General features: G+C 68.8%; 22 protein-coding genes. 13 read left to right on the top strand and 9 right to left on the bottom strand.

Annotation, left to right across the window (positions count from 1 at the left end):
- Positions 1–3: 3 nt before the first annotated feature.
- From DT074_RS00525 to DT074_RS00550, 6 genes are read right to left on the bottom strand one after another with little or no spacing between them, the layout of a single operon-like run.
- The gene (locus DT074_RS00525; RefSeq protein ID WP_119417835.1) at positions 4–1,017 is read right to left on the bottom strand and encodes a glycosyltransferase family protein; all 1,014 of its coding nucleotides are present in this window, start codon (positions 1,015–1,017) and stop codon (positions 4–6) included.
- The gene (locus DT074_RS00530) at positions 1,014–2,342 is read right to left on the bottom strand and encodes a DegT/DnrJ/EryC1/StrS family aminotransferase (protein ID WP_119417836.1); all 1,329 of its coding nucleotides are present in this window, start codon (positions 2,340–2,342) and stop codon (positions 1,014–1,016) included. The genes DT074_RS00525 and DT074_RS00530 overlap by 4 nt, the downstream gene beginning before the upstream one ends.
- Positions 2,339–3,325, bottom strand: a complete 987-nt coding sequence (locus DT074_RS00535; RefSeq protein WP_119417837.1) for a Gfo/Idh/MocA family protein — start codon at positions 3,323–3,325, stop codon at positions 2,339–2,341. Before DT074_RS00535 ends, DT074_RS00530 begins: the two co-directional genes overlap by 4 nt.
- Positions 3,309–4,052, bottom strand: coding sequence for a cytidylyltransferase domain-containing protein (locus tag DT074_RS00540; protein WP_119417838.1), 744 nt, complete (start codon positions 4,050–4,052; stop codon positions 3,309–3,311). The genes DT074_RS00535 and DT074_RS00540 overlap by 17 nt, the downstream gene beginning before the upstream one ends.
- A complete protein-coding gene (gene pseG / locus DT074_RS00545; protein WP_119417839.1) occupies positions 4,049–5,515 on the bottom strand; it encodes a UDP-2,4-diacetamido-2,4,6-trideoxy-beta-L-altropyranose hydrolase in 1,467 nt (488 codons plus the stop codon). The genes DT074_RS00540 and pseG overlap by 4 nt, the downstream gene beginning before the upstream one ends.
- A gap of 13 nt (positions 5,516–5,528) precedes the next feature.
- Positions 5,529–6,572 (bottom strand): hypothetical protein, encoded by a 1,044-nt coding sequence (locus tag DT074_RS00550; RefSeq protein WP_119417840.1) that lies wholly within the window; start codon positions 6,570–6,572, stop codon positions 5,529–5,531.
- A gap of 169 nt (positions 6,573–6,741) precedes the next feature.
- On the opposite strand from DT074_RS00550, the gene pseB reads away from it, so the two are divergent.
- The 7 genes from pseB (at position 6,742) to DT074_RS00585 (ending at position 12,816) form a co-directional block, all read left to right on the top strand.
- Positions 6,742–7,749 carry a UDP-N-acetylglucosamine 4,6-dehydratase (inverting) gene (gene pseB, locus DT074_RS00555; RefSeq protein WP_119417841.1) on the top strand — a complete coding sequence of 336 codons (1,008 nt, stop codon included), beginning with the start codon at positions 6,742–6,744 and terminating at the stop codon, positions 7,747–7,749.
- A gap of 20 nt (positions 7,750–7,769) precedes the next feature.
- Positions 7,770–8,915, top strand: a complete 1,146-nt coding sequence (locus DT074_RS00560) for a DegT/DnrJ/EryC1/StrS family aminotransferase (protein WP_119417842.1) — start codon at positions 7,770–7,772, stop codon at positions 8,913–8,915.
- Between the two features lie 13 nt (positions 8,916–8,928).
- Complete coding sequence (locus DT074_RS00565) at positions 8,929–9,657, top strand: cytidylyltransferase domain-containing protein (protein ID WP_119417843.1); 729 nt, start codon at positions 8,929–8,931, stop codon at positions 9,655–9,657.
- Between the two features lie 82 nt (positions 9,658–9,739).
- On the top strand, positions 9,740–10,219 hold the full coding sequence (locus DT074_RS00570) for an Lrp/AsnC family transcriptional regulator (RefSeq protein WP_119417844.1): 480 nt from the start codon (positions 9,740–9,742) through the stop codon (positions 10,217–10,219).
- A 207-nt stretch (positions 10,220–10,426) separates the two neighbouring features.
- Positions 10,427–11,137 (top strand): hypothetical protein, encoded by a 711-nt coding sequence (locus DT074_RS00575; RefSeq protein ID WP_162914520.1) that lies wholly within the window; start codon positions 10,427–10,429, stop codon positions 11,135–11,137.
- A 75-nt stretch (positions 11,138–11,212) separates the two neighbouring features.
- A complete protein-coding gene (locus tag DT074_RS00580) occupies positions 11,213–11,524 on the top strand; it encodes a hypothetical protein (RefSeq protein WP_119417846.1) in 312 nt (103 codons plus the stop codon).
- Between the two features lie 53 nt (positions 11,525–11,577).
- Positions 11,578–12,816, top strand: a complete 1,239-nt coding sequence (locus DT074_RS00585) for an MFS transporter (RefSeq protein ID WP_119417847.1) — start codon at positions 11,578–11,580, stop codon at positions 12,814–12,816.
- On the opposite strand, the gene serA is transcribed toward DT074_RS00585, so the two are convergent.
- Positions 12,813–14,063: a phosphoglycerate dehydrogenase gene (gene serA, locus DT074_RS00590; RefSeq protein WP_119417848.1), complete on the bottom strand. Its 1,251-nt coding sequence runs from the start codon at positions 14,061–14,063 to the stop codon at positions 12,813–12,815. The genes DT074_RS00585 and serA overlap by 4 nt on opposite strands.
- Before the next feature lie 89 nt (positions 14,064–14,152).
- Here serA and DT074_RS00595 point away from each other — a divergent pair, with 89 nt between their 5' ends.
- A complete protein-coding gene (locus DT074_RS00595) occupies positions 14,153–14,923 on the top strand; it encodes a DUF2927 domain-containing protein (RefSeq protein WP_162914521.1) in 771 nt (256 codons plus the stop codon).
- 15 nt (positions 14,924–14,938) lie between these two features.
- On the opposite strand, the gene DT074_RS00600 is transcribed toward DT074_RS00595, so the two are convergent.
- Positions 14,939–16,963, bottom strand: a complete 2,025-nt coding sequence (locus tag DT074_RS00600; RefSeq protein WP_119417850.1) for an aminopeptidase P family protein — start codon at positions 16,961–16,963, stop codon at positions 14,939–14,941.
- A gap of 193 nt (positions 16,964–17,156) precedes the next feature.
- Between DT074_RS00600 and DT074_RS00605 the strand changes: the two genes are divergently transcribed.
- From DT074_RS00605 to DT074_RS00615, 3 genes are all read left to right on the top strand, one after another.
- The gene (locus DT074_RS00605) at positions 17,157–17,495 is read left to right on the top strand and encodes a DUF1127 domain-containing protein (RefSeq protein WP_119417851.1); all 339 of its coding nucleotides are present in this window, start codon (positions 17,157–17,159) and stop codon (positions 17,493–17,495) included.
- Between the two features lie 445 nt (positions 17,496–17,940).
- Entirely contained in the window at positions 17,941–19,845 is a 1,905-nt protein-coding gene (locus DT074_RS00610) for a hybrid sensor histidine kinase/response regulator (RefSeq protein WP_162914522.1), read from the top strand.
- Between the two features lie 34 nt (positions 19,846–19,879).
- Positions 19,880–20,749: a GNAT family N-acetyltransferase gene (locus DT074_RS00615; RefSeq protein WP_119417853.1), complete on the top strand. Its 870-nt coding sequence runs from the start codon at positions 19,880–19,882 to the stop codon at positions 20,747–20,749.
- A gap of 33 nt (positions 20,750–20,782) precedes the next feature.
- Here the strand turns inward: DT074_RS00615 and DT074_RS00620 are convergent, their stop codons facing one another.
- The gene (locus DT074_RS00620; RefSeq protein WP_119417854.1) at positions 20,783–21,595 is read right to left on the bottom strand and encodes an alpha/beta fold hydrolase; all 813 of its coding nucleotides are present in this window, start codon (positions 21,593–21,595) and stop codon (positions 20,783–20,785) included.
- A 217-nt stretch (positions 21,596–21,812) separates the two neighbouring features.
- Here DT074_RS00620 and DT074_RS00625 point away from each other — a divergent pair, with 217 nt between their 5' ends.
- Positions 21,813–22,685: a universal stress protein gene (locus DT074_RS00625; RefSeq protein WP_162914523.1), complete on the top strand. Its 873-nt coding sequence runs from the start codon at positions 21,813–21,815 to the stop codon at positions 22,683–22,685.
- A 91-nt stretch (positions 22,686–22,776) separates the two neighbouring features.
- Positions 22,777–23,439: a UPF0149 family protein gene (locus tag DT074_RS00630; protein ID WP_119417856.1), complete on the top strand. Its 663-nt coding sequence runs from the start codon at positions 22,777–22,779 to the stop codon at positions 23,437–23,439.
- Positions 23,440–23,506 lie beyond the last annotated feature (67 nt).

Below are 23,506 nucleotides of genomic sequence, written 5' to 3' on the forward strand. Positions count from 1 at the left end.
CCTTCAGATCTCGATCCCGACCAGGGAGACGACCGGGCGGCCGAGCGCCTTGGCCTCGTGCAGCAGCATGGAGTTCATGCCGGCGGCGAGATCCGCCGCCATGATCGCTTCCTTCGGCGTGCCTGCGGCGCTGACGATGACGCGGGCCTTGCGGTTGGCGGTTACCGCATCGAACTTGGCGGCGACGTCGCGGGGGTGCGGGCGGACGACGACGAGCGTCGGCCGGGTTTCCGTCTCGATGGCACCGATCTTGTCGCCGCGCTCGACGAAATCGAGCAGGCGGCCGAGCGTCTCGACCTCGTCATAGGGCGCGGGCCGGCCTTGCGCCGCCATCTCGCGCCCGCATTCGGAGGCGAACAGGATGACGCTGTCGCCGAGGCCGGCGCCCCAATGCACGCGCAGCCGGTTGGCCGCCGTGGTATCGCGGAAGAAGGCTTCGGCGCGCAGGCGGTCGAGATGGATCTGGCCGGCAACGGCGACGGCGCCGGGCCGCGCCCCGAGGGCGACGATTTCGTCCCGCGCCGCCTTGGTCGGCGCGAGGATCTCGGTCGGGAAGCAGGTCTCGCCGTTCCGGTCGGTAAAGCGGGCACGGATGCTGGCCGGGCTGTCGACCACGGCATAGCTTGGGACGCCGAACCGCGCCGCCGCGCGCCACAGCGCGATGTCATCGTCGTCGTCGATATCGGACGTGCCGGTCAGTACGGCGCGCGGGCTGTGCCGCGTCAGCAGGCGATGGATCGCCGCGTCCCGGCCGCCCGCCGGAACGGCCGACGACCAGTCGACGGCGTCGACACCGGCGGCTTCGAAGCTGTTGCGGGCATAGGACTTGGCGAAGACGGCGCAGCGCGGCCGGCTACCGAGCCGATAGGCCAGCACCTGCAGCGGGAGCGGGCAGGGCGCGTCGCCCAGCATGGCGGCACGGGCGGCAACCACCACATTGGCGGCGCCGGGATCGCGGGCATAGAGCAGCAAATCGATTGCGGCGGGGCCGGCGGCAAGTTTGGGCAGGGCACTCATGCGGCTTTCCGGGTGCGCGCGAGGTCGCGCAGCTGATCGAGGTTGTCGTGAACCTTGTGAAAGGCGGTGGCCACGTCGGCGATGTCGGCGTCGGTCATCGGCGGCCGCATCAGCTCGTGGATGATGATATCGGCATTGGCCGCTTCCGCATGCGGGCAGAGGCCGGGGCGGTAGTCCTGCCGGCCGGCATAGTGCGGACCCTGGAACGGGTAGCGGGTACCGCCGAAGCAGATCTGGTCGCGGAACATCGGCTGCAGGTAGATCGGCTTCACATAGCCGGCGCGTACCAGAACGCCTTCGCCCTCGCGGCCCTCGGTCAGCGGCAGCTCGGCCTTCACGGCCTCGACATAGAGGTCGCGGTCGATCCCGGCCCGGCGGGCATCGAAGCGGAAGGCGTGCACGTAGTAGACATGCTTGTCGCCCTCGCGCGGCACCGGGATGTGCAGCTCCGGCAGCCCGTTCAGCCGCGCCTCCAGCCGGCGCACGTTGTCCAGCCGTGCCTCGATCAGGCTCGGCCCCTTGGCCAGCTGGCAGCGGCCGATGGCGGCCTCGATCTCGCCCATGCGGAAGTTGAATCCCAGCATGTTGTTGAGATCGGTCACGCCGCGCCCGGCCACCACCGCTTCGGCATGGTTTCGGATCAGCGCGACGCGCTCGGCGAGCCGGGCGTCGTTGGTGGTGACCACGCCGCCTTCGCCGGTATGGATGTGCTTGTGGTAGTTCAGGCTGAACACGCCCATATGACCGAGTGTGCCCACGGCGCGGCCCTTGTAGCGGCCGAACGGGATCTGCGCGCAATCCTCGATCACGGTCAGGCCGCGCTCGCCCGCTAGCCGCATGACCGGGTCCATGTCGGCCGCCTGGCCGAAGATGTGCACCACGATGATCGCCTTGGTGCGCGGCGTCAGACGCGCGGCGATGCTGGCCGGGTCCAGCGTCCAGGTGTTGGGGTCGATATCGGCGAAGACCGGCACGGCGCCGAACACCATCGGCGCGGTGGCGGAAACCGTGATGCTCCACGGCGTGACGATCACCTCGTCGCCGGGGCCAACCCCGGCGGCGCCGATCGCGGCGTGCAGCCCGCTGGAGGCGGAATTGACCGCCAGGGCGTGCTTCGCGCCCATGGCGGCGGCCCAGTCGGCCTCGAAGGCGCGCACTTCCGGCCCGCCCATGAAATCCTCGTGATGGGCGCCGAGATATTTGGACAGGCAGCCGGTATCCATCACCCGGCTCACAGCGGCCTTTTCCTCCGCCCCGATGGTGCGGTAGGCGGGGAAGGGCTGGGTGCGGGTCTGCGGGCCGCCGAGCAAAGCGAGCTTGGTCATGTACGGGTCCCCAGATAGCGCAGGCCCTCGCGCCGCATCGCCTCGCAGAGCCGCTGGGCGGCGAGGGCGGTGCGGCCAGTCGAAGGCGGTGGCTGGCCGCCGAGCGCGTCGCGGATGGCATCGAGCGCGAAGCGGAAGCTCTCGTTCAGCCGGGTCTCCTCGGAGACCGGCTCGCCGAGCCGCCAGAATCCGGGAAAGCGCGCGTCCGGCTCTGGATGCCGCTCGCGCAGCACGAAGCCGCGCTCCTCCAGATCCAGCACGCCTTTCTCGGTGATCAGGCGCAACTCGAACATCGAATAGTCGCGGGCATCGGCGCCGACCAGATGCACCGGGGTGTCCCCATGTCCCTTGAGCACGGCATCGACCGTCGGATCGCCAGGATCGCGGTCGATCCGCGCATGCACGACATGGTCGAGCGCCAGTTCGCCGAGCAGCATGCTGGCGAGGTCGATCCAGTGCGTGCCGTTGTTGACCACGCCGCCGGTATAGGTGCCGGCGACGGCACGGATGGTGCCGAGGTCGCCGCAGGCGATGCGGCGCTGCAGGCCGCGCACCGCCGGATCGAAGCGCCGGGTGTGATTGACCGCCAGGATCTTGCCGGCCGCCTCGTAGGCGGCGACCAGGGTCTCCGCGTCGTCGAGGCTCGCCGCGATCGGCTTCTCGCAGAACACCGCCGGAACACGCGAAGGCAGCAGGACGCGCAGTCCCTCCGCGTGGTTGGCGGTCGGCGTGCAGAGGCTGGCGACAGCGAGATGGGGATGGCGGTCGAGTAGCTCCTCGACTGTGGCATAGGCGTGCTCGATCTCCCAGCGCTGGGCAAAGGTGGCACGGCGCTGGGCATTGGATTCGACGCAGGCGGTCAGCTCGTAGTCCGGATGCCCGCGATAGGCGGCGGCATGGGTGAACACGTCGCTGCCGGCGGAGGCATAGCCGCCGGCCACCTGGCCGCAGCCGATGATGGCAGCCTCAAGCCGCGGCGACATGGCGGTGCACCACGTGGGAGTTAAGGGCACGCAGCGCGGGCTGCCCGCGTAGCGCGGCGAGGATGTCGTCGAGTCCGGCGCCCGGATCGCCGGCCAGCGCGCTATCGGCCAGCGCGCGCAGCAGCTTCAGGTCGTCGGCCGTATCCAGGGTGAGGCGGAGCTCCGGATCGGTCTGGCGGTTGGGCGCCGCCACGTTGAGCAGGCGATACAGCTCCGGATGCCGGTAAATGAAGACCGACACGTGCTCGTGATCGTATGGGTCGCCGGTACGGCGGGCGACATCGGCGAGCACCGACCGCGCGAAGACCTGCGTGTCCATGCCGATTGGGTAGGTGCGCCGCAGCACGTTGGCGACGTAGTCGGCACCGCTCGCGCGATAGGCCTGGATGGTGCGTTCCACCACGGCCGGATCGATCAGCGGACAGTCGCCGGTGGTCTCGACGATGACGTCGATAGCATGCGCCTCGGCGGCGCCGAGCACGCGGGCCAGGACATCCTCTTCGCTGCCGCGGAAACAGCCGATGCCGAGCCGGCCGGCGAGATCGACGATCGGCTGGTCGGCCGCGTTCACCGTGGTGGCGATGACGGTGCCGTCGAGCGAGGGCACGCGGCTGAGCCGCTCGACCATCAGCTCGAGCGCCGGGCGGCCGGCGATTTCCATCATGACCTTGCCGGGCAGCCGGCTCGAGGTCATGCGCGCCTCGATGGTGGCGACAGTGCGGCTCATGCCGCGATGCCCGGCATCAGGCGGTAGAGGCCGTCCTGGCCGAGGCGGTAGCCGGCGGCGCGGAACAGCGCATGGCTGCGCTCGTTGCCCGGCAGCACGGTGGCGCGGAGCTCGGTGAACGGCAGCATGCGGCGGGCCAGCGCCAGGGCGGCGCGGGCGAGGCCCTTCCCGGCATAGCGCTCGGAGATCACGATCGAGACCTCGAAGCCGGTCTCGTCCTCACTGCGGTCGAGGCGCAGCATGCCGACCGGCGCGTCGTTCGACAGCACGATGCAGAGCATGTGTGCCGGGTCGTCCAGCGTGCGGTTGAGCCAGGCCACGTGCTCGGCGAAACCGGGTACGCCGGGATTGCGGGCGAAGCGGCGGGTAGCCGGTTCGGACTGCCATTCGTGCAGCATCCGGGCATCGGCGAGGCAGGCCGCGCGGAGCGCCACCGGCGCGCCGGGCGGCGGGAGCAGCAGTGCGACACGCACGGCACCCAGGCCGTCGACCAGGCCCGCGGCGGCTTCACCCATGCGGCGGCGCCCGGCATCGTCCTGCGCGAGGCGGTCGATCGCGGCGGTCACCGACTGTGCCGTCAGCTTGTCGGCCGGGCCGAGCGACAGGCCGGCGCCGGCCATGGTGAGGCTGGCGATCGCGTCGCGCTGGTTGTCGGCAACCTGGACCAGGATGGTCGGCAGGCCGACCGTGCAGCGCTCCCAGGCCGTCACGCCGGCCGCGCCGATGCCGATATCGGCATCGGCCGCCAGTGCTGAGAGATCGCGCAAGCCCACATGCAGGCCGTAGTGGCGCGGAAAGCGCGCGAGCAGCTGCGCCAGGGCATGCAGGTCGGCACCGCCGCCGGCGACCAGGTCGACATCGAGATCCGTCGCCGCCGCGGCGACGCCGGACAGCACGGTCTCCAGCGTGCGGATCGCGTCGCCTGCGCCGAGCGAGACCAGCAGGCGCTGGGCCGGGCCATTCCGGCGGCGGCGGGCGAGCGCACCGGGACGGGCCGCGGCATAGGCGTCCTTCAAGGCGGCGAGCCTGGGACCGGTCAACACCAAAGTCCGACCAGGCACCAGGCCGCTGTATTCGTCCGGCTTGCGGCCCGGCGTGTAGTCGATCAACAGGTCGACGTCGTGCCGTCGGGTCGGCATGTCGTCCAGTGCCACGACGCGGTCGGCGAAGCGACGGCAGGCGGCTTCGAATTCATGGTCGAGCCCGTAATGGTCGACCAGCAGCAGGTCGGTCCTGCCCTCCACCGCACGGGCAAGCGCCAGCGGCGAGGCGTCCGGCAGGCGAACGAACGGCGTGTCGCTGGTCTGCCCCTTGAGCAACGGGATTGCCGGCTCCTCGACGGCGAGCGTGGTCTCCCAGCCGGCGCGACGAAGCGCCGTGGCGAGCGCAAGACAGCGCGAGACGTGACCCCCGCCGATGCGTGGGCCGCCATCGGCACGGAGCACGGCGAGAGGGGAGGTCATGGGCTGCCGCTGCTCACTTCTTGTCGAGGATGCCGAACTTGTCGAGGATCGTGTCGGTGTACTTGGGCTCCTCGGTGAACATGCTCAGGATCTGCGTCTCGGCCGTCTTCGCGGCGAGCGCGATCGACGACAAGGCCACCTGCGTGCGCACCTGCAGCGAGCGGTTGAACGCCTTCTCCTCTTCGCGCTGACGCAGGACGAGATCGTTCATCTCGTTCTGGACCGCGCTGGCGTCTACATCGACGCTCCCGAGGCCATAGCCAACCTCGAGTTCGGCGGTATCGAGGTTCTTCGCCACTTCGTCGACGATCTTGAGCGCGGCGCGCACATCGGCAATTGCCGCGTCGCGCCCGGTCTGCGTCCCCAGATCCTCGTAGAAGAACGAGTTCAGGACGCCGAGCCCGCCTCGGCTCACCGTGCCGGTGAACGTGCTGCCGCCGCTCTCGAAGGTAATGTCGTCGCCGCTTCCGGAGACGTAGTTGAGCGCCGCAAGGTCGTATTTCGTGCCGTCGATCTTGATCGAGCCTGCGGTCAGCTCCGGCGTGATCTGCTCGCCGGTATCGAGCGTGATGCTGTACCCCGTGGTCAATGCGCGCGTCTGCAGGATGACGTCGCCATCGGGCAGCGTGATGACCTCGGACCGTGCGCCGCGGCCGCTGGCCGAGAGCGCGCCGATCAGGTTGTCCTTGTCGGTGCGCGACTGGCCGGCTTCCAGGTTCGCTGCCAGCAGCGCATTGTCGAAATCAGGCCGATTGCCGGACTGGGCCGCGGCCGCCGCCTGGGCGAGCGCCGTGCGCACTTCCGCCAACTGATCGCGGGAGCGGCGGATGGCGTCCAGCCGGTTGCCGATCTCGTCCTTTGCCTTCAGTAGACCGTCGAGCCGTACCTGTACCGATTCCAGCTCGTCGGATTTCTGGGTGTTGAACTTGGCGATGTCGAACTCGGCATTGCCCAGGATCTGGCCCTGCAGAATCGTGAACATACGCTCTACGTTGTACTTGTAGAGGTTCGTCTGCGACGTCAGGTTGAAGATCGAATTCTTGCTGACCGTGACCATGGGTGCACTCGTCGGGGCGGGAGAATCCGCACCTCGACGGAACGGTAGGCAAAGTTGCTTTAAGGATAGTTAAAGAGAGCCTTTTATCGGAATTGCCTTTATCAACCAGATCTTCACCCACTTTGTTGACGATCGTGACCGAACGGTAGATTTCCGAGGTCACGGTCACATGGCGTGGGTTGGCAAGACGGTTCTGGTCACCGGGGGGACGGGTTCGTTCGGTTCGCGCTTCGCCGCGCATGCCCTGCGCCATCTGAAGCCGCGCAAGATCATCATCTTCAGCCGCGACGAGCTGAAGCAGTACGAGCTGCGCACCGGCGGCCTGGATGATCCCCGGCTCCGCTGGTTCCTCGGCGACGTGCGCGACCTGGACCGGCTGCGCCGGGCGTTCCAGGGCGTCGACATCGTGATCCACGCGGCTGCCCTGAAACAGGTCCCGGCCTGCGAGTACAACCCGATCGAGGCGGTCAACACCAATATCAACGGCACCAGGAACGTCATCGAGGCGGCGCTCGATTGCGGCGTGCAGAAGGTGATGCTGGTCTCGACCGACAAGGCCTGCGCCCCGGTCAACCTCTACGGCGCCACCAAGATGGCGGCCGAGAAGCTGATCGTGCAATCGAACAGCTATACCGGCGACAAGGGCACCCGCTTCTCGGTGGTGCGCTACGGCAACGTGGTCGGCAGCCGCGGCAGCGTGGTGCCGCTGTTCCTGAACCAGCGCAACAACGGCAAGCTCACCATCACCGACGACCGCATGACGCGGTTCTGGATCACCCTCGACCAGGCGGTCCGCTTCGTCGAGACCTGCATCGACCAGATGAGCGGCGGCGAGATCTTCGTGCCGAAGATCCCGTCGGCCACCATCCTCGATCTCGCCGCGGCGCTGGCGCCGGGCTGCAAGCTCGAGACCGTCGGTATCCGTCCGGGCGAGAAGCTGCACGAGACCATGGTGACCGAGGACGAGAGCCGGCATTGCCTCGACCTCGGCGACCGCTTCCTGCTCAAGCCGCTGTTCCCCTGGTGGTCGGAAGGCGACATCGTCAACGCCAACGGCCATGAGCCGGTCGCGGTCCCGCCGGGCTTCGTCTATTCCAGCGGCACCAACCACCACTTCCTGACGGTCGACGAGATCCGCGCGCTGCTCGGGGAGCTGCGCCTGCTCCAGGCCGCCTGACGGCGACAAAGGGGGACGACGTGATTCCCTACGGTCGGCATTCGATCGACGATGACGATATCGCCGCGGTCGCCGGCGTGCTGCGCTCCGACTGGCTGACCACCGGCCCCGCGGTTGCCGGCTTCGAGCAGGCGGTGGCGGGCTATCTCGACGTCCCGCATGCGGTCGCCGTCAATACCGGCACCGCCGCGCTGCATGCCGCCATGGCGGTGCTCGGCATCGGGCCGGGCGACGAGGTGATCGTGCCCTGCCTCACTTTCGTCGCCACGGCGAATGCCGCCGTTTTCCAGGGCGCGCGGCCGGTTTTTGCCGATATCGATCCGGCGACTTTGCTGATCGATCCGCGGGACGTGGCCCGCCGCGTCACCCCGCGGACCAAGGCGATCGTCGGCGTCGACTACGCCGGCCAGCCCTGCGATTGGCGGGCGCTGCGTGCAATCGCCGAGCCGCACGAGATTCCGCTGGTCGCCGACGGCTGCCACGCGCTCGGCGCCCGGCGCGACGGCATCGCGGTGGGCAGGCTGGCGGATCTGACCGCACTCAGCTTCCATCCCGTCAAGCACATCACGACGGCGGAAGGCGGCATGCTGATCGCCCTCGACCCCGCGCACGACCGCAAGGCGCGGGCCTTCCGCAGCCACGGCATCGACACCGATTGGCGCGAGCGGGCGGAGAAGGGGACGTTCTCCTATGCGATGACCTCGCTCGGCTGGAACTATCGCCTGCCCGACGTGAACTGCGCGCTCGGCACCAGCCAGATGAAGAAGCTCGATCGCTGGCTCGCGCGCCGGCGCGCGATCGCCGCGATCTACGACCAGGCCTTCGCCGGCGCCAACGCGTTCACGCCGCTCGCGACCGAGCGCGGCGTGGAGCATGCGTACCATCTCTATGTCATCCGGCTCGACGCATCGTATGGCGCTGTCGGTCGCGCCGAGATGCATGCTAGACTCCGTGCACGTGGAATCGGAGCCAACGTGCATTACCCGGTCGTGCATCTGCATCCCTTCTATCGCGAGCGCTTCGCGACCGCGCCGGGCCTGTGTCCGGCCGGCGAGCAAGCTGCGGATCTGATCCTCACTTTGCCGCTGCATCAGGGCATGAGCGATACCGAGGTGGCGCAAGTGATCGACGCCGTTCTGGCCGAGACCCGCGCCCGCGCCGCCTGACGCAGCTTCCGCCATGCGAACCATCGCCCTCATCCAGGCCCGCCTCTCGTCCAGCCGCCTGCCCGGCAAGGTGCTGATGGACATCGAGGGCGTGCCGATGCTGGCGCATGTGGTCGAGCGCGTGTCGGCCGCGCGCCTGCTCGACGGCGTCGCCGTCGCCACCTCCACCGACAGCACCGACGATCGGCTGGCCGCCTATTGCCGCGCCAACGGCATCCGCCATCATCGCGGCCCGTTGGACGACGTGCTGGCGCGCTTTGTCCAGGCGGGCAAGCGGGAGGAAGCCGATGTCATCGTGCGGGTCACCGCCGATTGCCCGCTGATCGACCCCGCCCTGATCGATGCCGTGGTGACGATGCGCGATGCCCATCGCGCCGACTACGCCTCCAACGTGCTGAGCCGGCGCTATCCTCGCGGCCTCGATGTCGAGGTGTTCACCGCCGAGGCGCTGGCCCGTGCCGACCGCGAGGGCAAGGCGCCACATCACCGCGAGCACGTGACGCCGTATCTCTACGAGGAGCCCGGCCGCTTCCAGGTCGTCGGCCTCGATTGCGAGCGCGACCTCTCGGCGCATCGCTGGACCGTCGACACGGCGGCCGATCTCGACGTCGTGCGGGCGATCCAGCAGCGGCTGGACAATCCGCTGGCCGGCTGGCGGGAGGTGCTTGCCGTGGTCGAGCGCGAGCCGAACCTCGCCCGTCGCAACGCCCATATCAAGCAGAAGCCGACCCGCGCGGCCTGAACGCCACCTGCCGTAACCCTGGCTGCGGCTATGCTGGCCCCTCGCCGGAATCGCCGGCCGCCGAGACCAAGGTCAGCCATCGATGGATCATCTCGACTTCCAGGCCCTCCAGCTCATGGTCCGCCAGGGCCGCATAACCTGGGCGGAGTTGGCGCCGCAGCTCGGCCTTTCGCCGCCCGCCGCGGCGGAGCGGGTACGCCGCCTGGAAGAGAAGGGCATGATCAAGGGATACGGTGCCGTGCTCGACCGCGAGGCGCTGGGCTACGATCTTACGGCCTTCGTTGGCGCCGATCTCAGCCACCAGCGTCACCGCGCCGAATTCCTGGCTCTGGTCGGCTCGCGTCCGGAGATCCTGGAATGCCATCACGTGGCCGGCGATCACGACTACATCCTCAAAATCTGCTGCCGGAACGCCCGCGCCCTCGATCGCTTCATCAACGACGTGCTCAAGCAGGGCGAGGCGGTGGCGCGCACCCGCAGCATCATCGTGCTGTCGACGGTGAAGGAAGAGATGTTCGTGCCGACCGAGACGGGGTCGGACCCCGGCACGGCCGGGGGATAGGGTTGAACATGAAAGCTGTGGCTGGGGCCACTTTCGCTTTCGAATCGAAGTGGTGATCGTCACAGTGCATTGGAAAGAGAAGACATTTGGCTCATCATCATTGACATCGAATTAACTTTTGCGAGTATGCGCCCGAAACCGAGGTCGGGTGCGGCGCGCGCCTTCCATCCGACGACACCGGTTCCCGGAGATGGAGGGCGGGGAAAGATGCGTGCGAGAATCCTTGCGGCCGTGATGGCCGGTTGTGCTGCCTGCTGCATGACGGCCGGCGCCGAGGCGGCGAAGATCCAGGTGACGTTCGGCGGCGCTGTGGTCGAGGCGCATGACAACGACTCGCTGTTCGGCGGGCAGGTGACGGTGGGGACCAGCTTCACCGGCGGCTTCGTCTACGACCAGGCGACGCCGAACACGGATCCCCGGCCGAATTTCGGATTCTACCAGGGTGCGGTCAGTGGCTTCTGGATCGATTTCGGCAATGGCGTTGCCTATCAGCAGAACAACTCGCTACCTTACAACAATGTGCAGCTCGGCAATGACCGCGATGATTACGGCCTGCCGCTGTTCGACGGCTTCTACGCCTATGGCGAAGTCAGCCCGTTCGGCGGGTATGACTATGCGGAGCTCGGCATCTCGCTGGAATCCCTCGACCTGGCGGCGCTGCTGAGCAATGCGCTGCCGGACGCTCTGGTCGACACCTTTTTCCTGCCGGGCACGCCCGGCGTGCCGAAGCAGGGCGCCGGCATCGAGTTCCACGCCATCAACGGCAGCAACGAGCAGGGCTACGACCTCGGCACCGACGTGCACGTCTATGGCACGCTGCGCTATCTGAACACGACGCCGGTGTCGGCGCCGGCCTCGGCTCTGCTGCTCGCCGCCGCCCTGGCCGGCCTCGCCGTAGCGTGGCGCGGCAGAATCTGACGGCCAAGCCCTGTCGGCGGCCGCTGTGACCTAGACCGCAGCGGCACGCCGGCGGCGTGCCTAGATTTCGTGGGTATGACGGGCACGATTCTTGTTTATCGCAATGAACGGCGGCGGCCTTCGGCAGAGATCCGGCTGGCCGGCGGCGATCACGTCGGCCTCGCGCTGCACGCGGACGGGGTGATGATCGAGGGCGGCAGGCCGGGCGGAGCGCGGCGTGTGCTGTTTCGCGGCGACGCCAATACCTTGGCCTGCATCTGCGCCGCAATGAGCTCCGTTCCGGATCTGCGGTCGACCCCGCTCGACCGGCTGCTTGCCATCGTGGTGCACTTCAGGACCGCCGCGGACCTGGCAGACGCTTTCACCGCCGCCGCCGCAATTCACTGATCCGGCCGGAATCGCACTAGCCTACCGGCTTCGATGGGAGGCGGGCGTTCGAGATGGTGGGACCGGCGGGCCGCGGCAGCGACGCATTTTCCGGGAAGTGGCGGTCGCTCGGCGTCCTGATCGTCTGCGAGTTGCTGGCGATGGCTGTGTGGTTCGCTTCGGCGGCGGTGCTGCCGGCCCTGCGGGCCCAGCATGCGCTGGACCCGACCTTTGAGGCGCTGCTCACCAGCGCGGTGCAGTTCGGCTTCGTCGCCGGCACGCTGGTCAGCGCCGTCCTGAGCCTGCCCGATCGCCTCGACCCGCGGCATCTGCTGCGGGCCAGTGCCCTGGTCGCCGGCCTGGCGAGCTTCGCGTCGGCGGCATTGCCGGGCGACTCGGGCGCGCTGATCGCGCTCAGGTTCCTGACCGGGATCTGCATGGCGGGCGTCTATCCGGTGGGCATGAAGATCGCGTCGAGCTGGGCGCGGGGCGATACCGGGCTCTTGATCGGACTGCTCGTCGGCGCGCTGACCGTGGGCTCGGCTGCGCCGCATCTGTTCGCGGCTTTCGGCGGAGTCGATTGGCGGCTCACCTATATCGCTGCCGGCATTTTCGCCATCGCCTCCGGCGTTGCCGCTGGCTGGGTCGGGCTCGGGCCGGGCATGGGCAAGGCGCCGCCCTTCGATCCGCGGCATGCGCTGAAGGCCTGGACCGACCGGCCGCTCCGCCTCGCCAATCTCGGCTATCTCGGCCATATGTGGGAGCTCTACGCCATGTGGGCCTGGATCGGCCTGTTTGTGCAGGCGAGCTTCGCCGAGCGGATGGGTGCCGCCGACGCCGCGCTCTGGGGCCGCATCGCGACCTTCGCCACCATCGCCATCGGCGCGGTCGGCTGCCTTGCCGGCGGGGTCTTCGCCGACCGGCTCGGCCGCACGACGCTGACCATGGCGGCGATGCTGGTCAGCGGGTTCTGTGCGTTGACCGTGGGCTTCACCTTCGGTGGCGCGCCCGTGCTGGTGCTCGGCATCTGTGCGATCTGGGGAATCAGCATCGTCGCCGACTCGGCCCAGTTCTCCGCCAGCGTGGCCGAGCTCGCCGACCGCTCGCTGGTCGGCACGATGCTGACGGTGCAGACGGCCCAGGGCTTCCTCCTGACCCTGGTCACCATCCACTTCCTGCCCTACGCGGTGGAGTGGCTCGGCTGGCAGCTGGCCTTCGCCACGCTGGCGATCGGGCCCTTCCTCGGTGTCTGGGCGATGGCGCGGCTGCGCGCCGACCCGGCCTCGCAAAGGCTGGCCGGCGGCCGTCGCTAGTACAGGAAGCGGACGCGGATGGTGCCGTCGATCGCTTCCAGCTCCGCGCGCAGGTCGGTCTCGTCCACCGCGCCGTCGATCTCACTCACCACATAGCCCATCTCGGGATCGGTCTGCAGGTACTGCGCGCCGATATTCAGGCTGCGCGAAGCGAACACCTCGTTGATCCGGCGCAGCACGCCCGGCACGTTGCGGTGGATGTGCAGGAAGCGCGTCTCGCCGGCCTTCACCGGCAGCGAGACCTGGACGAAGTTGACGGCGCCGACGGTCGAGCCGGTATCGGAATACTCGATCAGCTTTTCCGCCACCTCGTGCCCGATATTGGCCTGCGCCTCCTCGGTGGACCCGCCGATATGCGGCGTCAGGATCACGTTGTCGAGCTTGCGGAGCGGGCTCTCGAAGCTCTCCGCCTCGCTTCCCGGCTCCTTCGGGAATACGTCGATCGCCGCGCCCTTGAGGTGGCCGCGCCTCAGGGCTTCGGCGAGGGCGGGTATGTCGACCACGGTGCCGCGCGAGGCATTGATCAGCACGCCGCCCGGCCTCATGGCCGCCAGCGCCTTGGCGTCGATCATGTTGCGCGTATGCGGCGTGTCGGGCACGTGCAGGGTGACCACGTCGGCCTCGCCCAGCAGGGCATGCAGGCTGGCGCAGGGCCGCGCATTGCCGATCATCAGCTTCTTGGTCGTGTCGAAATAGATCACCCGCATGCCGAGCCCCTCGGCCAGCACGGAGACCTGCGAGCCGATATGGCCGTAGCCGACGATGCCAATGGTTTTGCCGCGTGCCTCGACCGCGCCCTTGGCGGTCTTCAGCCAGCGGCCGTCGCGCGCCGCGATCGCTCGCTCCGGAATGCCGCGCAGCAGCATGATCGCCTCGCCGATGACGAGCTCCGCCACCGAGCGCGTGTTGGAATAGGGTGCGTTGAACACCGGCACGCCGGCCCGCCGCGCGGCGGCGAGGTCGACCTGGTTGGTGCCGACCGAGAAGCAGCCCACCGCGAACAGGCGGTTCGCCGCCGCGAACACCGCCGGCGTCAAGGTGGTGCCGGAACGGATGCCGAGCAGATGCACGCCCTTGACCTTCTTGACCAGCTCGGCCTCGTCCAGCGCTTTGCCAACGCGCTCGATCGAGCTGTAGCCGGCACGGGTGAAGGCCTCGACGGCATTGGCGTGCACGTTCTCGAGCAGCAGGATCCGGATGCGCTCCTTGGCGAGCGACAGGCGGGTGACGGAGTCTGGTTGGAGCACGGCCGCGAACTCGCAGAACTGCTAGAGGAGGGGTGATGAATGGCCCCGCATCGACTTCGGGTCAACCTTATCGGCGGCAGGGCGGTGGGATGCCGCTGCGGTCCGGCCCGTCGCGCACGGAAATCGATTCGTCCGGCTGGGCCTGGACGGATTTCTGCCGTCGTGTCCTGTGTCGGGGCCTCGCCGCCGCGACCGCGCTGGCCGGAATGCTGTCGGTCGCCATGGCGGCGCCCGGCGGCGGAGAGCGATTCGACGAATTGTTGAACGGCTTCGTCGAGGCCGCATTGCGGGGAGATGACGGCCGACCGGCGGCGCTGCGGCGCTGGGAAGCGCCGCTGAGGCTGCGGCTTGTCGGGGAGCCGGGCGAATTGGGGACATTCGTTGTGGCGGCGCTGCGCCGGCTGGCGCATATCGCCGATCTCGCGGTCGAGGTGTTGCCGCCGGGGAGCGCGGAGGCCGAAAACCTGCTGATCGTGCTTGATGCCGGACCGGGATACCGCGTCAAAGGCCGCGATGCAGGCTGCTATACACGTGTCCGGTTTGACGGGCAGGGGGCCCTGACGCATGCCGAGGTGCGGATCAATACCCGGCACGCGGGCCGCAACGGCGCCTGCGCGGTGCATGAACTGATGCACGCGCTCGGATTTCCAGGGCATCCGCAGCGGCTGCAAAGCGTGCTGAACATCACGGAGGGAATTGTCGCGGCCACCGAGGAGGACACCGTCCTGCTCAAGCTTCTGTATGCGCCCGGGCTGGAACTGGGTCGGCCCGAACAGGTCACGATCGCGCGTATCCGCGGCCTGCTTGCGAGGCAACTGGATGCGACTCCGGCGGCGCAGGGCCGCGCCGTCGGCCCCTGACATGCGCCGAAACGTCTAAAGCAGCGGGCGCGTCGCGTCGGCGAGCCAGGCGGCCGCGGCCGGATCGAGAAGCGGCGTCAAAGCGAGGCGCACCTCGGCGTGATAGGCATCGAGCCAGGCGATCTCGGCGGCGGTCAGCAATTCGGGGTCGATCGGCGCGCGGTCGATCGGTGCGCGGGTCAGAGTTTCGAAGCCCAGCATCTTGCGCTCCGCGCCGGATGGCGCGTCCACCTCGCGCACCGCGACCAGGTTCTCGATCCGGATACCGAAGCCGCCGGTCTTGTAGTAGCCGGGCTCGTTGGAGACGACCATGCCGGGCTGCAGCGCGATGGTGTTCGGCACCTTGGAGATCCGCTGCGGCCCCTCGTGCACCGACAGATAGTGGCCGACGCCGTGACCGGTGCCGTGGTCGTAGTCGAGGCCCACCTGCCAGAGCGCGTGGCGGGCGAGCGTGTCGAGCTGGCTGCCCGACGTGCCGACGGGGAAGATCGTGGTGGCGAGGGCGATGTGGCCCTTCAGCACGCGGGTGAAGCGGTCGCGCATCTCCTGACTCGGCGTGCCGATCGCCACTGTGCGGGTGATGTCGGTGGTGCCGTCGAGATATTGCGCGCCGGAATCGACGAGATAGAGCTCGCCCGCGCCGAGCTTCCGGTTCGTTGCCGGCGTCGAGCGGTAATGCACGATGGCGCCGTTCGGACCCGCGCCGGAGATCGTGGGAAAAGAGAGATCACGGATCTTCTCGCCCTGCAGCCGGAAGGCGTAGAGCCGGTCGCTGGCGATCAGCTCGTCGACCGTGCCCTTCGGCGCCTCCTGGGCGAGCCAGGCGAGGAACCGCGTCACGGCGACGCCGTCGCGCCGGTGCGCGGCGCGGATGCCGTCCAGCTCCACCGGGTTCTTGCAGGCCTTCGGCAAGAGGCAGGGATCGGGCGCGAAGCGGAGCGCGGCGCCGGCCGATTGCAGCCGGTCCACCACCCAGCTCGCCGCGACCGAGTTGTCGAGCCGCACCTTCGCCTTGCCCTGGCCGAGCCGGGCCAGCGCATCGCCGAACTCGCCGATCGGCCGCACGGTCACTTCGTTGCCGAGATAGCTCCGCACTTCGCCCGAGACTTTGCGCGGGTCGATGAACAGCTCGACCGAGGCATCGGCGCGGAGCACGGCGAAGCCGAGCGGCAGCGGCGTGTGCGGCACGTCGGCACCACGGATGTTGAGCAGCCAGGCGATCGATTCCGGCAGGGTCAGGACGGTCGCCTCGGCGCCATCCTTGGCCAGGCTGGCGGCGATGCGGCGTCGCTTGTCAGCCGCCGCTTCGCCGGCGATTTCGATCGGGAGGATCTCCACCGGCGAAAGCGGCGGCGGCGGCTGGCCGGCCCAGACCATGTCGACCGGATTTGGCTCCACCGCGACGAGGGTGGCGCCGGCGCGGGCGCAGGCCTCGCGGAGCCGGGCAAGGCCGTCGGTCGTATGCAGCCAGGGGTCGTAGCCGAGTTTCTGCCCCGGCTTCAGACGGTCGGCCAGCCAGGTGGCCGGCGGATCGTCGGTGACATGCCGGCGCTCGAAGGAAGCAGGGTCTATCTGCTGTTCGAGCTGCAGGGTGTAGCGGCCGTCGCTCCAGACGCAGGCGGTGTCGGCCAGTACGACGGCCACGCCGGCCGAGCCGGTGAACCCGGTGAGCCAGGCGAGCCGGCGGGCCCGGCGCGGCACATATTCGCCGTTGTACTCGTCGTTCAGCGGCACGATGAAGCCGTCGATGCCCTGCCGCGCCAGCTCGGCGCGGAGGGCGGCGAGCCGGGCCGGCGTCTCCGCCGGGCTGCCGTCCATGGCCTCGAACCCGGCCGCCATGTCGGCCGCCAGCCGGGCCAGGACCGATTCGGCGCCAGACGGCGCGGCGAGCAGGCTCAGGCCGGCGAATCCGGCCGGGCCCGGGGGGGCGGCGGCAATTCCGGCGAGCGCATCGGCCGTCTCGGCGAGACTCCGACCCAAATCCGCCTCGGTCAGCCCGGCGGCGCGGAGCGCCGCGGTCACGTCATCGATCTGGCCCATGACTTGATTATGGGCAGCCTGCCTCGCTGCGGCAACGTATCCGCTGCCTAGCTGGGCAGCTCCGCGTCGAGCCATGCATAAATCGCATTGCTGCGGCGCACTATTCAATTAAATCAGTTACTTGAGTTTAACTTGCTGCAGCGCAACATTCCTCCTGTCGGCGCTTGGCCGACATGCTAAGGGAGTATCGAAGATGCCTGCCGAGTTCACCTACCGGGTGCCCAGCGCCGAGGAGATCGCGCGGATCACCGCTGAGGCCAATGCCCTGCGTGCCCGCGCTGTGCGCGACGCGCTGAAGCATTTCGCCGCGGCCTTTCGCAAGGTGTTCGAGGCCGTCAGCGAGGCCCGCTACAACGCCCGGGTCTACAACGAGCTGCAGTCGATGGATGAGCGGATGCTGAAGGATATCGGCATCAATCGCGGCGACATCGCGGCGGTTGTCCATGGGCTGAAGACCGGCGATGCCGACGCGCGCAGCGGCGCCAACGAGAATATCGCGCCCGCAGCCGCCGCGCCGCGTCCGGCGGCCTGATCGGCCACCGCGCCTCCGGCTTTGGTTGAGAGTGGTTCGGAGTGGTACCGCGTAGTTCGGAGTAGTTGGTTCCTGTTCCCCGACGGTCGCCGCGCTCCCCCTTCGGCGATCGTCATTTCGGCGGCGGCGGGCATGCCTCCCTGGCCCGCCGCCGTCACTTGCCTTGCCGTCCTTCGGCCTGTGCCGGCGGCAATCGCACCTCGCTGAAGCGGATCCGGCGGAGATCGCAGGCAGCATCTAACTGCTCGACGGTTTTCGGCCCGCCGCATCGCCATTCGCGCTCAGCTCCGCTCCAACCCACAATGGTGGGAACATTACACGAACATACACTTGCGTCGAGCGGCGCAATGGCCGGCGCGGCCAACGGGTGGACCCTCGGCGACCATTCGCGCATGCTGACCGTGCCGACGTGCAGATGTATTGCGGCAAGCGAGGTCGCGCAGGAATGGACAGGTCCGCGGCGCCGGGTGATGCTGCTCTTGCGGTCCAGGTCGGCGACATCCTGGACCGCATTTCGGACGGCTTTGTCGCCTTCGACAATGACTGGCGCTTTGTCCACATCAATGCCGCCGCACAACGCATGGCTGAGCGCCCGGCGCAGGATTTCATCGGCCGCACGGCGTTCGATGCCCTGAATATCGATCCGCGCAATCCGTTTCACCTTGCCTACACCGCCTCGAAGGCCAGCGGCGAGCCGGTCGCCTTCACGGCCTATTCGGAGATCTTCTCCGCCTGGCTGGAAGTGCGTGGCTTTCCCAACATGGACGGCTACACGATCCTGTTCCGGGACGTGACGGGGGCGCGGCGCGCCCATCGCACCACGCTCGAGGGCCGCCATAACCTCGAAGTGGCGCGCGCGATCAGCCAGCGCATCGTCGAGACCTCGCAGGATCTGATCCTGGTGACCGATCGGCAGGGCAACCTCGTGCAGGTCAGCCCGAGCTCCGCCGCCATTCTCGGATTCCGGCGCGACGAGATGGAAGGCCGCAGCGCCATCGACTTCATCCATCCGGACGATCTCGAGAGCACGCGGAACGAGATGCGCGAGAGTCGACGCGGCGGCCACACGCGCAGCTTCGACTGCCGCTATCTGCACCGCGACGGTCGTGCCGTGGCGCTCGCCTGGACCGGGACATGGTCGCCGCCGGAGCAGCAGCATTTCTTCATCGGCCGCGACATGACCGAGCGCCTGGCCGCCGAAGAGCGCCAGCGCCGTTCGCAGCGCCTGGAAGCGGTCGGCCAGCTGACCGGCGGCATCGCCCACGACTTCAACAACCTGCTGACCGTCGTGATCGGCAATCTCGATCTGCTGGAATTCCGCCTGCGCGCCGATCCGGCAGCGGCGGAGCTTGCGGCCAGCGCGCTGAAGGCGTCGCTGCGCGGGGCCGAGCTGACGCGCCAGCTGCTCGCCTTCGCCCGCCGCCAGGCGCTCGACGCCCGCGTTTTCGACGTCAACGAGCGGGTCGTCGGCACCATGGACCTGCTGCGCCGCACGCTCGGCGAGGCGATCGAGATCTCTACCCGGCTCGACCCCGACCTGTGGTCGGCCTTCGCCGATCCGGCGCAGCTCGAGAGCGCTCTGGTCAATCTCGCCATCAACGCCCGCGACGCGATGCCGGGAGGCGGGCGGCTCATCATCGAGACCGCCAACCGCGAACTCGATGCGGACTATGCCAGGATCAACATCGACGCCGTGCCGGGTGCCTATGTGATGCTGTCGGTTTCCGATACCGGGATCGGCATGCCGCCGGAGGTGCTGGCACGGGTCTTCGAGCCCTTCTTCACCACCAAGCCGGTGGGGCAGGGGACCGGACTTGGCCTCAGCATGGTCTATGGCTTCGCGCGCCAGTCGCATGGCCATGTGAAGATCTACAGCGAGGCCGGCCACGGCACGACGGCGCGGCTCTACCTGCCGCGCTCCAAGGATGCCGCGATCGCCGATCGTCTGGTGCCGGCCGGCCTGCCGGTTGCGCGGCCCGGCGAGCGCGTGCTGGTGGTCGAGGACAACGACGCCGTGCGAGCGATGGTTCTGCAGCAGATGCGCGATCTCGGCTACGACGTGGTCGAGGCGGGCGATGGCCCCGCCGCGCTGGCGGTGGTCGATGGCGGGCAACGATTCGATCTGCTGTTCACCGATATCGTCATGCCTGGCGGCATGAGCGGCAGCGATCTGGCGCGTGCCGTGCGGTCGCGCGACCCGTCGGTCAAGGTGCTGCTGACCTCGGGCTTTGCCGGCGGTGCCATGCCATCGGGCGTGCACGGGGACGAGTTCCGGGATCTGCTGAGCAAGCCCTATCGCCAGTCGGATCTGGCGGCGAAGTTGCGCCAGGTTCTCGACGAGCCGGCCTGACGTCGCAGCGTCCAGGCTTCTGGTAAGACGAGCCATGAGCTATCGCCGACTGCGCATCACCGCGGATAACCCTGCCTGGCACGATGCGTTCTTCGCGCATGTCGCCGAAGTCTTTCCCGGCATCGACTTTCGCCGTTGGGGCGCGCTCGGCGGCTGGGATGCCGGTTACGATGTTCTGGCCCTGGCCGAGGCAGATCGCGTGGTCGCCAGCATCGGCCGCACGCGGATGACGCTGGTGGTCGAGGGCCAGGAGACCGGTGGGTACCAGCTGGGCGCAGTGGCCACCCGCGGCAGCCGCCGCGGCCAAGGAATGGCGCGGCGCCTGATGCAGGAAGTTCTGGCCGAGGCCGACCGGGAAGCATGTCCGGTCTTTCTGTTCGCCAACCCGACCGTGCTCGACTTCTATCCCCGGTTCGGCTTTCAACGGATGGTGCAGAGCCGGTTCGGGGTTGACGCGGCGATCATGCCCGCCGCCGGCCGCGCGCGCGCCTTCAATTCCGGCGATGCGCGGGAGCGGCGCCGGCTCGCCGAGCTATGCGGCCGCGCTGCGCCGACCGGCCGGCGCTTCGGCGCACGCGCCTACTATTCCATCCTGCTCTGGCATATCTGCAATCGCCCCCTCGCGGCGCATTGGCTCGATGCGGAAGAGGCTCTGATCGTGACCGGATGCGAGGCCGATCGTCTGATCCTGCACGATGTGGTCGCACCGCGGGCTTTCGATCTCGCCACGGTATTGCCGGCCGTGGCCGCCGCCGCGACGAGATCGGTCGAGTTCGCCTTCGAGCCGGGGGCGTGGTGGCCCGGCGCCCGGCCGCTCGGCGGCGACGACGCGCTGCTCTTCGTCCGCGGCCTCGGCACGCCGCCGGCGGCGCCATTCCGCTTTCCGGACTTGGCCCAGACCTGAGCCCTGGCACAGACCCAAGGCGGGGCGCGGCGGCTAAGCCATCGCGCCGGTAGTGGCCGCAACGAAGCCGGCGATCTCGGCTGCGACGCGTTCGGGCAGTTCCCAATGCGGCGCATGGCCGATCCCGGCGAGGATGACCGAGCGCGCGGCGCGGATGCTCACTTCGAGTGCGACCTGCTCATGGCGGTCGCTGAAGCCGTCCTGGTCGCCCCAGATGATCAGGGTCGGCACCGCAATTCGGCGCAGCTCGGCGCTGAAATCTTCCTCCATCATGCCGCGCGCCGCGTCCCGCCACACACGCGCCGGCAGCTTCAGGCTCTCGGCGATCACCGCCTCGAGAAATGAAGGCGGGACCGGCGTGGCGAGCGTGCTCTCCTGGAAGGCGCGCACGAATCCGGGATCGACCGGATCGGCACAATCTGCGATCGCCTCGCGCCAGAGTTCCGCCAGGGCGGCGCTGCCCTTCAATGTGCGAAACGCGCCGACCAGGATAAGGCCGGTGAGGCGGTCGGGATGATCGAGGGCGAAGCGCTCGGCCACCAGGCTGCCCATCGAATGGCCGAGCACGATCGCGCGGGGGATGTCGAGGCGGTCCAGCAGCGCAGCCAGATCGGCGGCGAAGTTGCCGATCCGATAGCCGCTCGCCGGTCTCGCCGAATCGCCATGGCCGCGCTGGCTGACGGCGATGGCGCGGATCGACATCGGCAGCCGGGCGAGCAGCGGTTCGAACGACCGGCGGGAATCGCTGTAGCCGTGCAGCAGCACCATCGGCGTGCCGTGCGGGTCGCCATGCTCCACGCAATCCAGCTCCAGCCCGTCCTCTATTGTGACTCGAAAGGCACGCATCTCGTCTCCTCGATCGTCGCGCGGGGCCGGCGCACCGTCCGCCCGGTATCGTGTCGTGGATAGGGCCTGCGCCGTCGGGGCGCTGTGAACCGCGTCTCATCGGCGCGGGCGCCGGCTGCGGCCGCTTCCTGGCCGCCGGCAGGTGGAAATGCTAGAGTCCCAGGCAGTCCACGCCGTGGCGTTGAGGGGCAGCACGACGGACCGACAGGAGGCTCACATGAGCATCAAGCGGATCCTGATCCCACTTCCCGGTGCCATCGACCACACAAGCGAAGTCGCGATGGGGCTCTCAGTGGCCAAGCTGCTGGGCGCCCATGTCGAGGCCCTGCACATCGCCGATCCGGTGCCGGCCAGCCCTGGCATGGGGATGATTCAGGGCAATTACGGCGCCCGTGTCGCCGCCGCGCGGCCGATCGGCTGGGCGGTGGAGGAGCGTGAGAAGGCGCTGCAGGAGAAGCGTGAGCAGTTCCGGCAGGCCTGTCTGCGGCATGCCGTGCCGCTGCTCACAGCGGACGAGGCGCCGACCGGCCTCCCTGCCGCGACCTGGCGCGAGGCCGACGGTGAGTACGAGCGTGTCGCCGTGCAGCGCGCCGCCGCCTTCGACCTGATGGTGGCGACCAGCGCGGCGGTGGTCGAGCGGCTGAAGGACATCGCCGAGCGCTCGCTGCTCCGCACCCATCGCCCGGTCCTGCTGGCGCCGCAGCAGCTGCGCGGCAGCCTGACCGGCACCGTCATGATCGCCTGGAAGGAGAGCCTGCAATGCTGGCATGCCGTCTCGGCGGCGCTGCCCTTCCTCGAGCGCGCGGAGCGCGTCGAGGTGATCAGCGCCGACGACGAGGTCGACGAGCGGGATGCTTCGCATGACGAAGTGCTGACCTATCTCCGCTGCCACGGCATCGACGCCTCGGCGCGCATCGAGCCGCTCGATGGCCGCTCGGTGGGCGAGACGCTGCTCGCCGCGGCGAACGAGGCGGATCTCATGGTGATGGGCGCCTATGCGCACAGCCGGCTGCGCGAGATGCTGCTCGGCGGCGCCACCCGTCACGTTCTGCAGAAAGCGGTCGTGACGCCGGTCCTGATGGCGCATTAGCCCGGCGCGGCGCCGTTCGGCCCGGCGGTCGACGCGCCGGGCCGATCGGTGCCATGCTCCGCGAGCCGGCGATGTGCGGCGCGGAGCCCTCATGACGCAATCTGACGCAGACCTCGATCGTCTCGAGACCTTTCTCGAATCCGATCGCGTGCCCGAGGGCACGATGAACCTCTCGATGCTCGACGGATTTCTCACCGCCGTTGCGGCCGGGCCGGAAGTCGTGCCGCCCGCCGAATGGCTGGCGACGATATGGGGCGAGGCTGGTCTGCCCTTCGCCGATGCGGCGGAGCGGGAGGAGGTCGAGCGGCTGATCCTGGACCGCCAGGATCAGATCTGGCGCGACCTTGCCGGCGACCCGCCGCAATGCACGCCGATCTACTGGCTGACCGAGGACAACGACGAGGTTGCCTTCGACTGGGCGGAAGGCTTCATGGTCGGCGTCTACCTGCGCGCCGAAGCCTGGATGCCGCTGATCGGCGACGAGGCGCATGTCGATCTGCTGGGGCCGATCCTGTTCCTCTGCGAGGACGAGAACGGTCAGCCGCTGATCGAAGCGGAAGCCGACGAGGCGGAAGCGCTGCTGAATGCGGCACCCGATGCGATTCCCGAAGTGGTGATCGAAATCGCGCAGTTCTGGAAGGAGCACCGGCCGCCGACGGAGCCAGTCCGGCGCGCCGGTCCGAAGGTCGGCCGCAACGACCCGTGCCCCTGCGGCTCGGGCAAGAAGTTCAAGCTCTGCTGCGGGCGGAACTGACCCGGCGCTCACGCCGCGTCACTTCGCGGTGAAGCCAGTTGCCCCGCAGCGACCTTGGCGCCAGCTT

Origin of the sequence: Desertibaculum subflavum, assembly GCA_003576705.1 — a bacterium.
Lineage (GTDB): Bacteria > Pseudomonadota > Alphaproteobacteria > Ferrovibrionales > Ferrovibrionaceae > Desertibaculum > Desertibaculum subflavum.

Coding starts and splice junctions, on each gene's coding strand:
- DT074_RS00575 (WP_162914520.1), top strand. CDS start 10,427: ATGCGTGCGAGAATCCTTGCGGCCGTGATGGCCGGTTGTGCTGCCTGC.
- DT074_RS00550 (WP_119417840.1), bottom strand. CDS start 6,572: ATGGTCACGGTCAGCAAGAATTCGATCTTCAACCTGACGTCGCAGACG.
- DT074_RS00565 (WP_119417843.1), top strand. CDS start 8,929: ATGCGAACCATCGCCCTCATCCAGGCCCGCCTCTCGTCCAGCCGCCTG.
- pseB (WP_119417841.1), top strand. CDS start 6,742: ATGGCGTGGGTTGGCAAGACGGTTCTGGTCACCGGGGGGACGGGTTCG.
- DT074_RS00540 (WP_119417838.1), bottom strand. CDS start 4,052: ATGAGCCGCACTGTCGCCACCATCGAGGCGCGCATGACCTCGAGCCGG.
- DT074_RS00530 (WP_119417836.1), bottom strand. CDS start 2,342: ATGACCAAGCTCGCTTTGCTCGGCGGCCCGCAGACCCGCACCCAGCCC.
- DT074_RS00580 (WP_119417846.1), top strand. CDS start 11,213: ATGACGGGCACGATTCTTGTTTATCGCAATGAACGGCGGCGGCCTTCG.
- DT074_RS00570 (WP_119417844.1), top strand. CDS start 9,740: ATGGATCATCTCGACTTCCAGGCCCTCCAGCTCATGGTCCGCCAGGGC.
- DT074_RS00595 (WP_162914521.1), top strand. CDS start 14,153: ATGCCGCTGCGGTCCGGCCCGTCGCGCACGGAAATCGATTCGTCCGGC.
- DT074_RS00585 (WP_119417847.1), top strand. CDS start 11,578: ATGGTGGGACCGGCGGGCCGCGGCAGCGACGCATTTTCCGGGAAGTGG.
- DT074_RS00620 (WP_119417854.1), bottom strand. CDS start 21,595: ATGCGTGCCTTTCGAGTCACAATAGAGGACGGGCTGGAGCTGGATTGC.
- DT074_RS00605 (WP_119417851.1), top strand. CDS start 17,157: ATGCCTGCCGAGTTCACCTACCGGGTGCCCAGCGCCGAGGAGATCGCG.
- pseG (WP_119417839.1), bottom strand. CDS start 5,515: ATGACCTCCCCTCTCGCCGTGCTCCGTGCCGATGGCGGCCCACGCATC.
- DT074_RS00630 (WP_119417856.1), top strand. CDS start 22,777: ATGACGCAATCTGACGCAGACCTCGATCGTCTCGAGACCTTTCTCGAA.
- DT074_RS00615 (WP_119417853.1), top strand. CDS start 19,880: ATGAGCTATCGCCGACTGCGCATCACCGCGGATAACCCTGCCTGGCAC.
- DT074_RS00610 (WP_162914522.1), top strand. CDS start 17,941: ATGGACAGGTCCGCGGCGCCGGGTGATGCTGCTCTTGCGGTCCAGGTC.
- DT074_RS00535 (WP_119417837.1), bottom strand. CDS start 3,325: ATGTCGCCGCGGCTTGAGGCTGCCATCATCGGCTGCGGCCAGGTGGCC.
- DT074_RS00525 (WP_119417835.1), bottom strand. CDS start 1,017: ATGAGTGCCCTGCCCAAACTTGCCGCCGGCCCCGCCGCAATCGATTTG.
- DT074_RS00625 (WP_162914523.1), top strand. CDS start 21,813: ATGAGCATCAAGCGGATCCTGATCCCACTTCCCGGTGCCATCGACCAC.
- DT074_RS00600 (WP_119417850.1), bottom strand. CDS start 16,963: ATGGGCCAGATCGATGACGTGACCGCGGCGCTCCGCGCCGCCGGGCTG.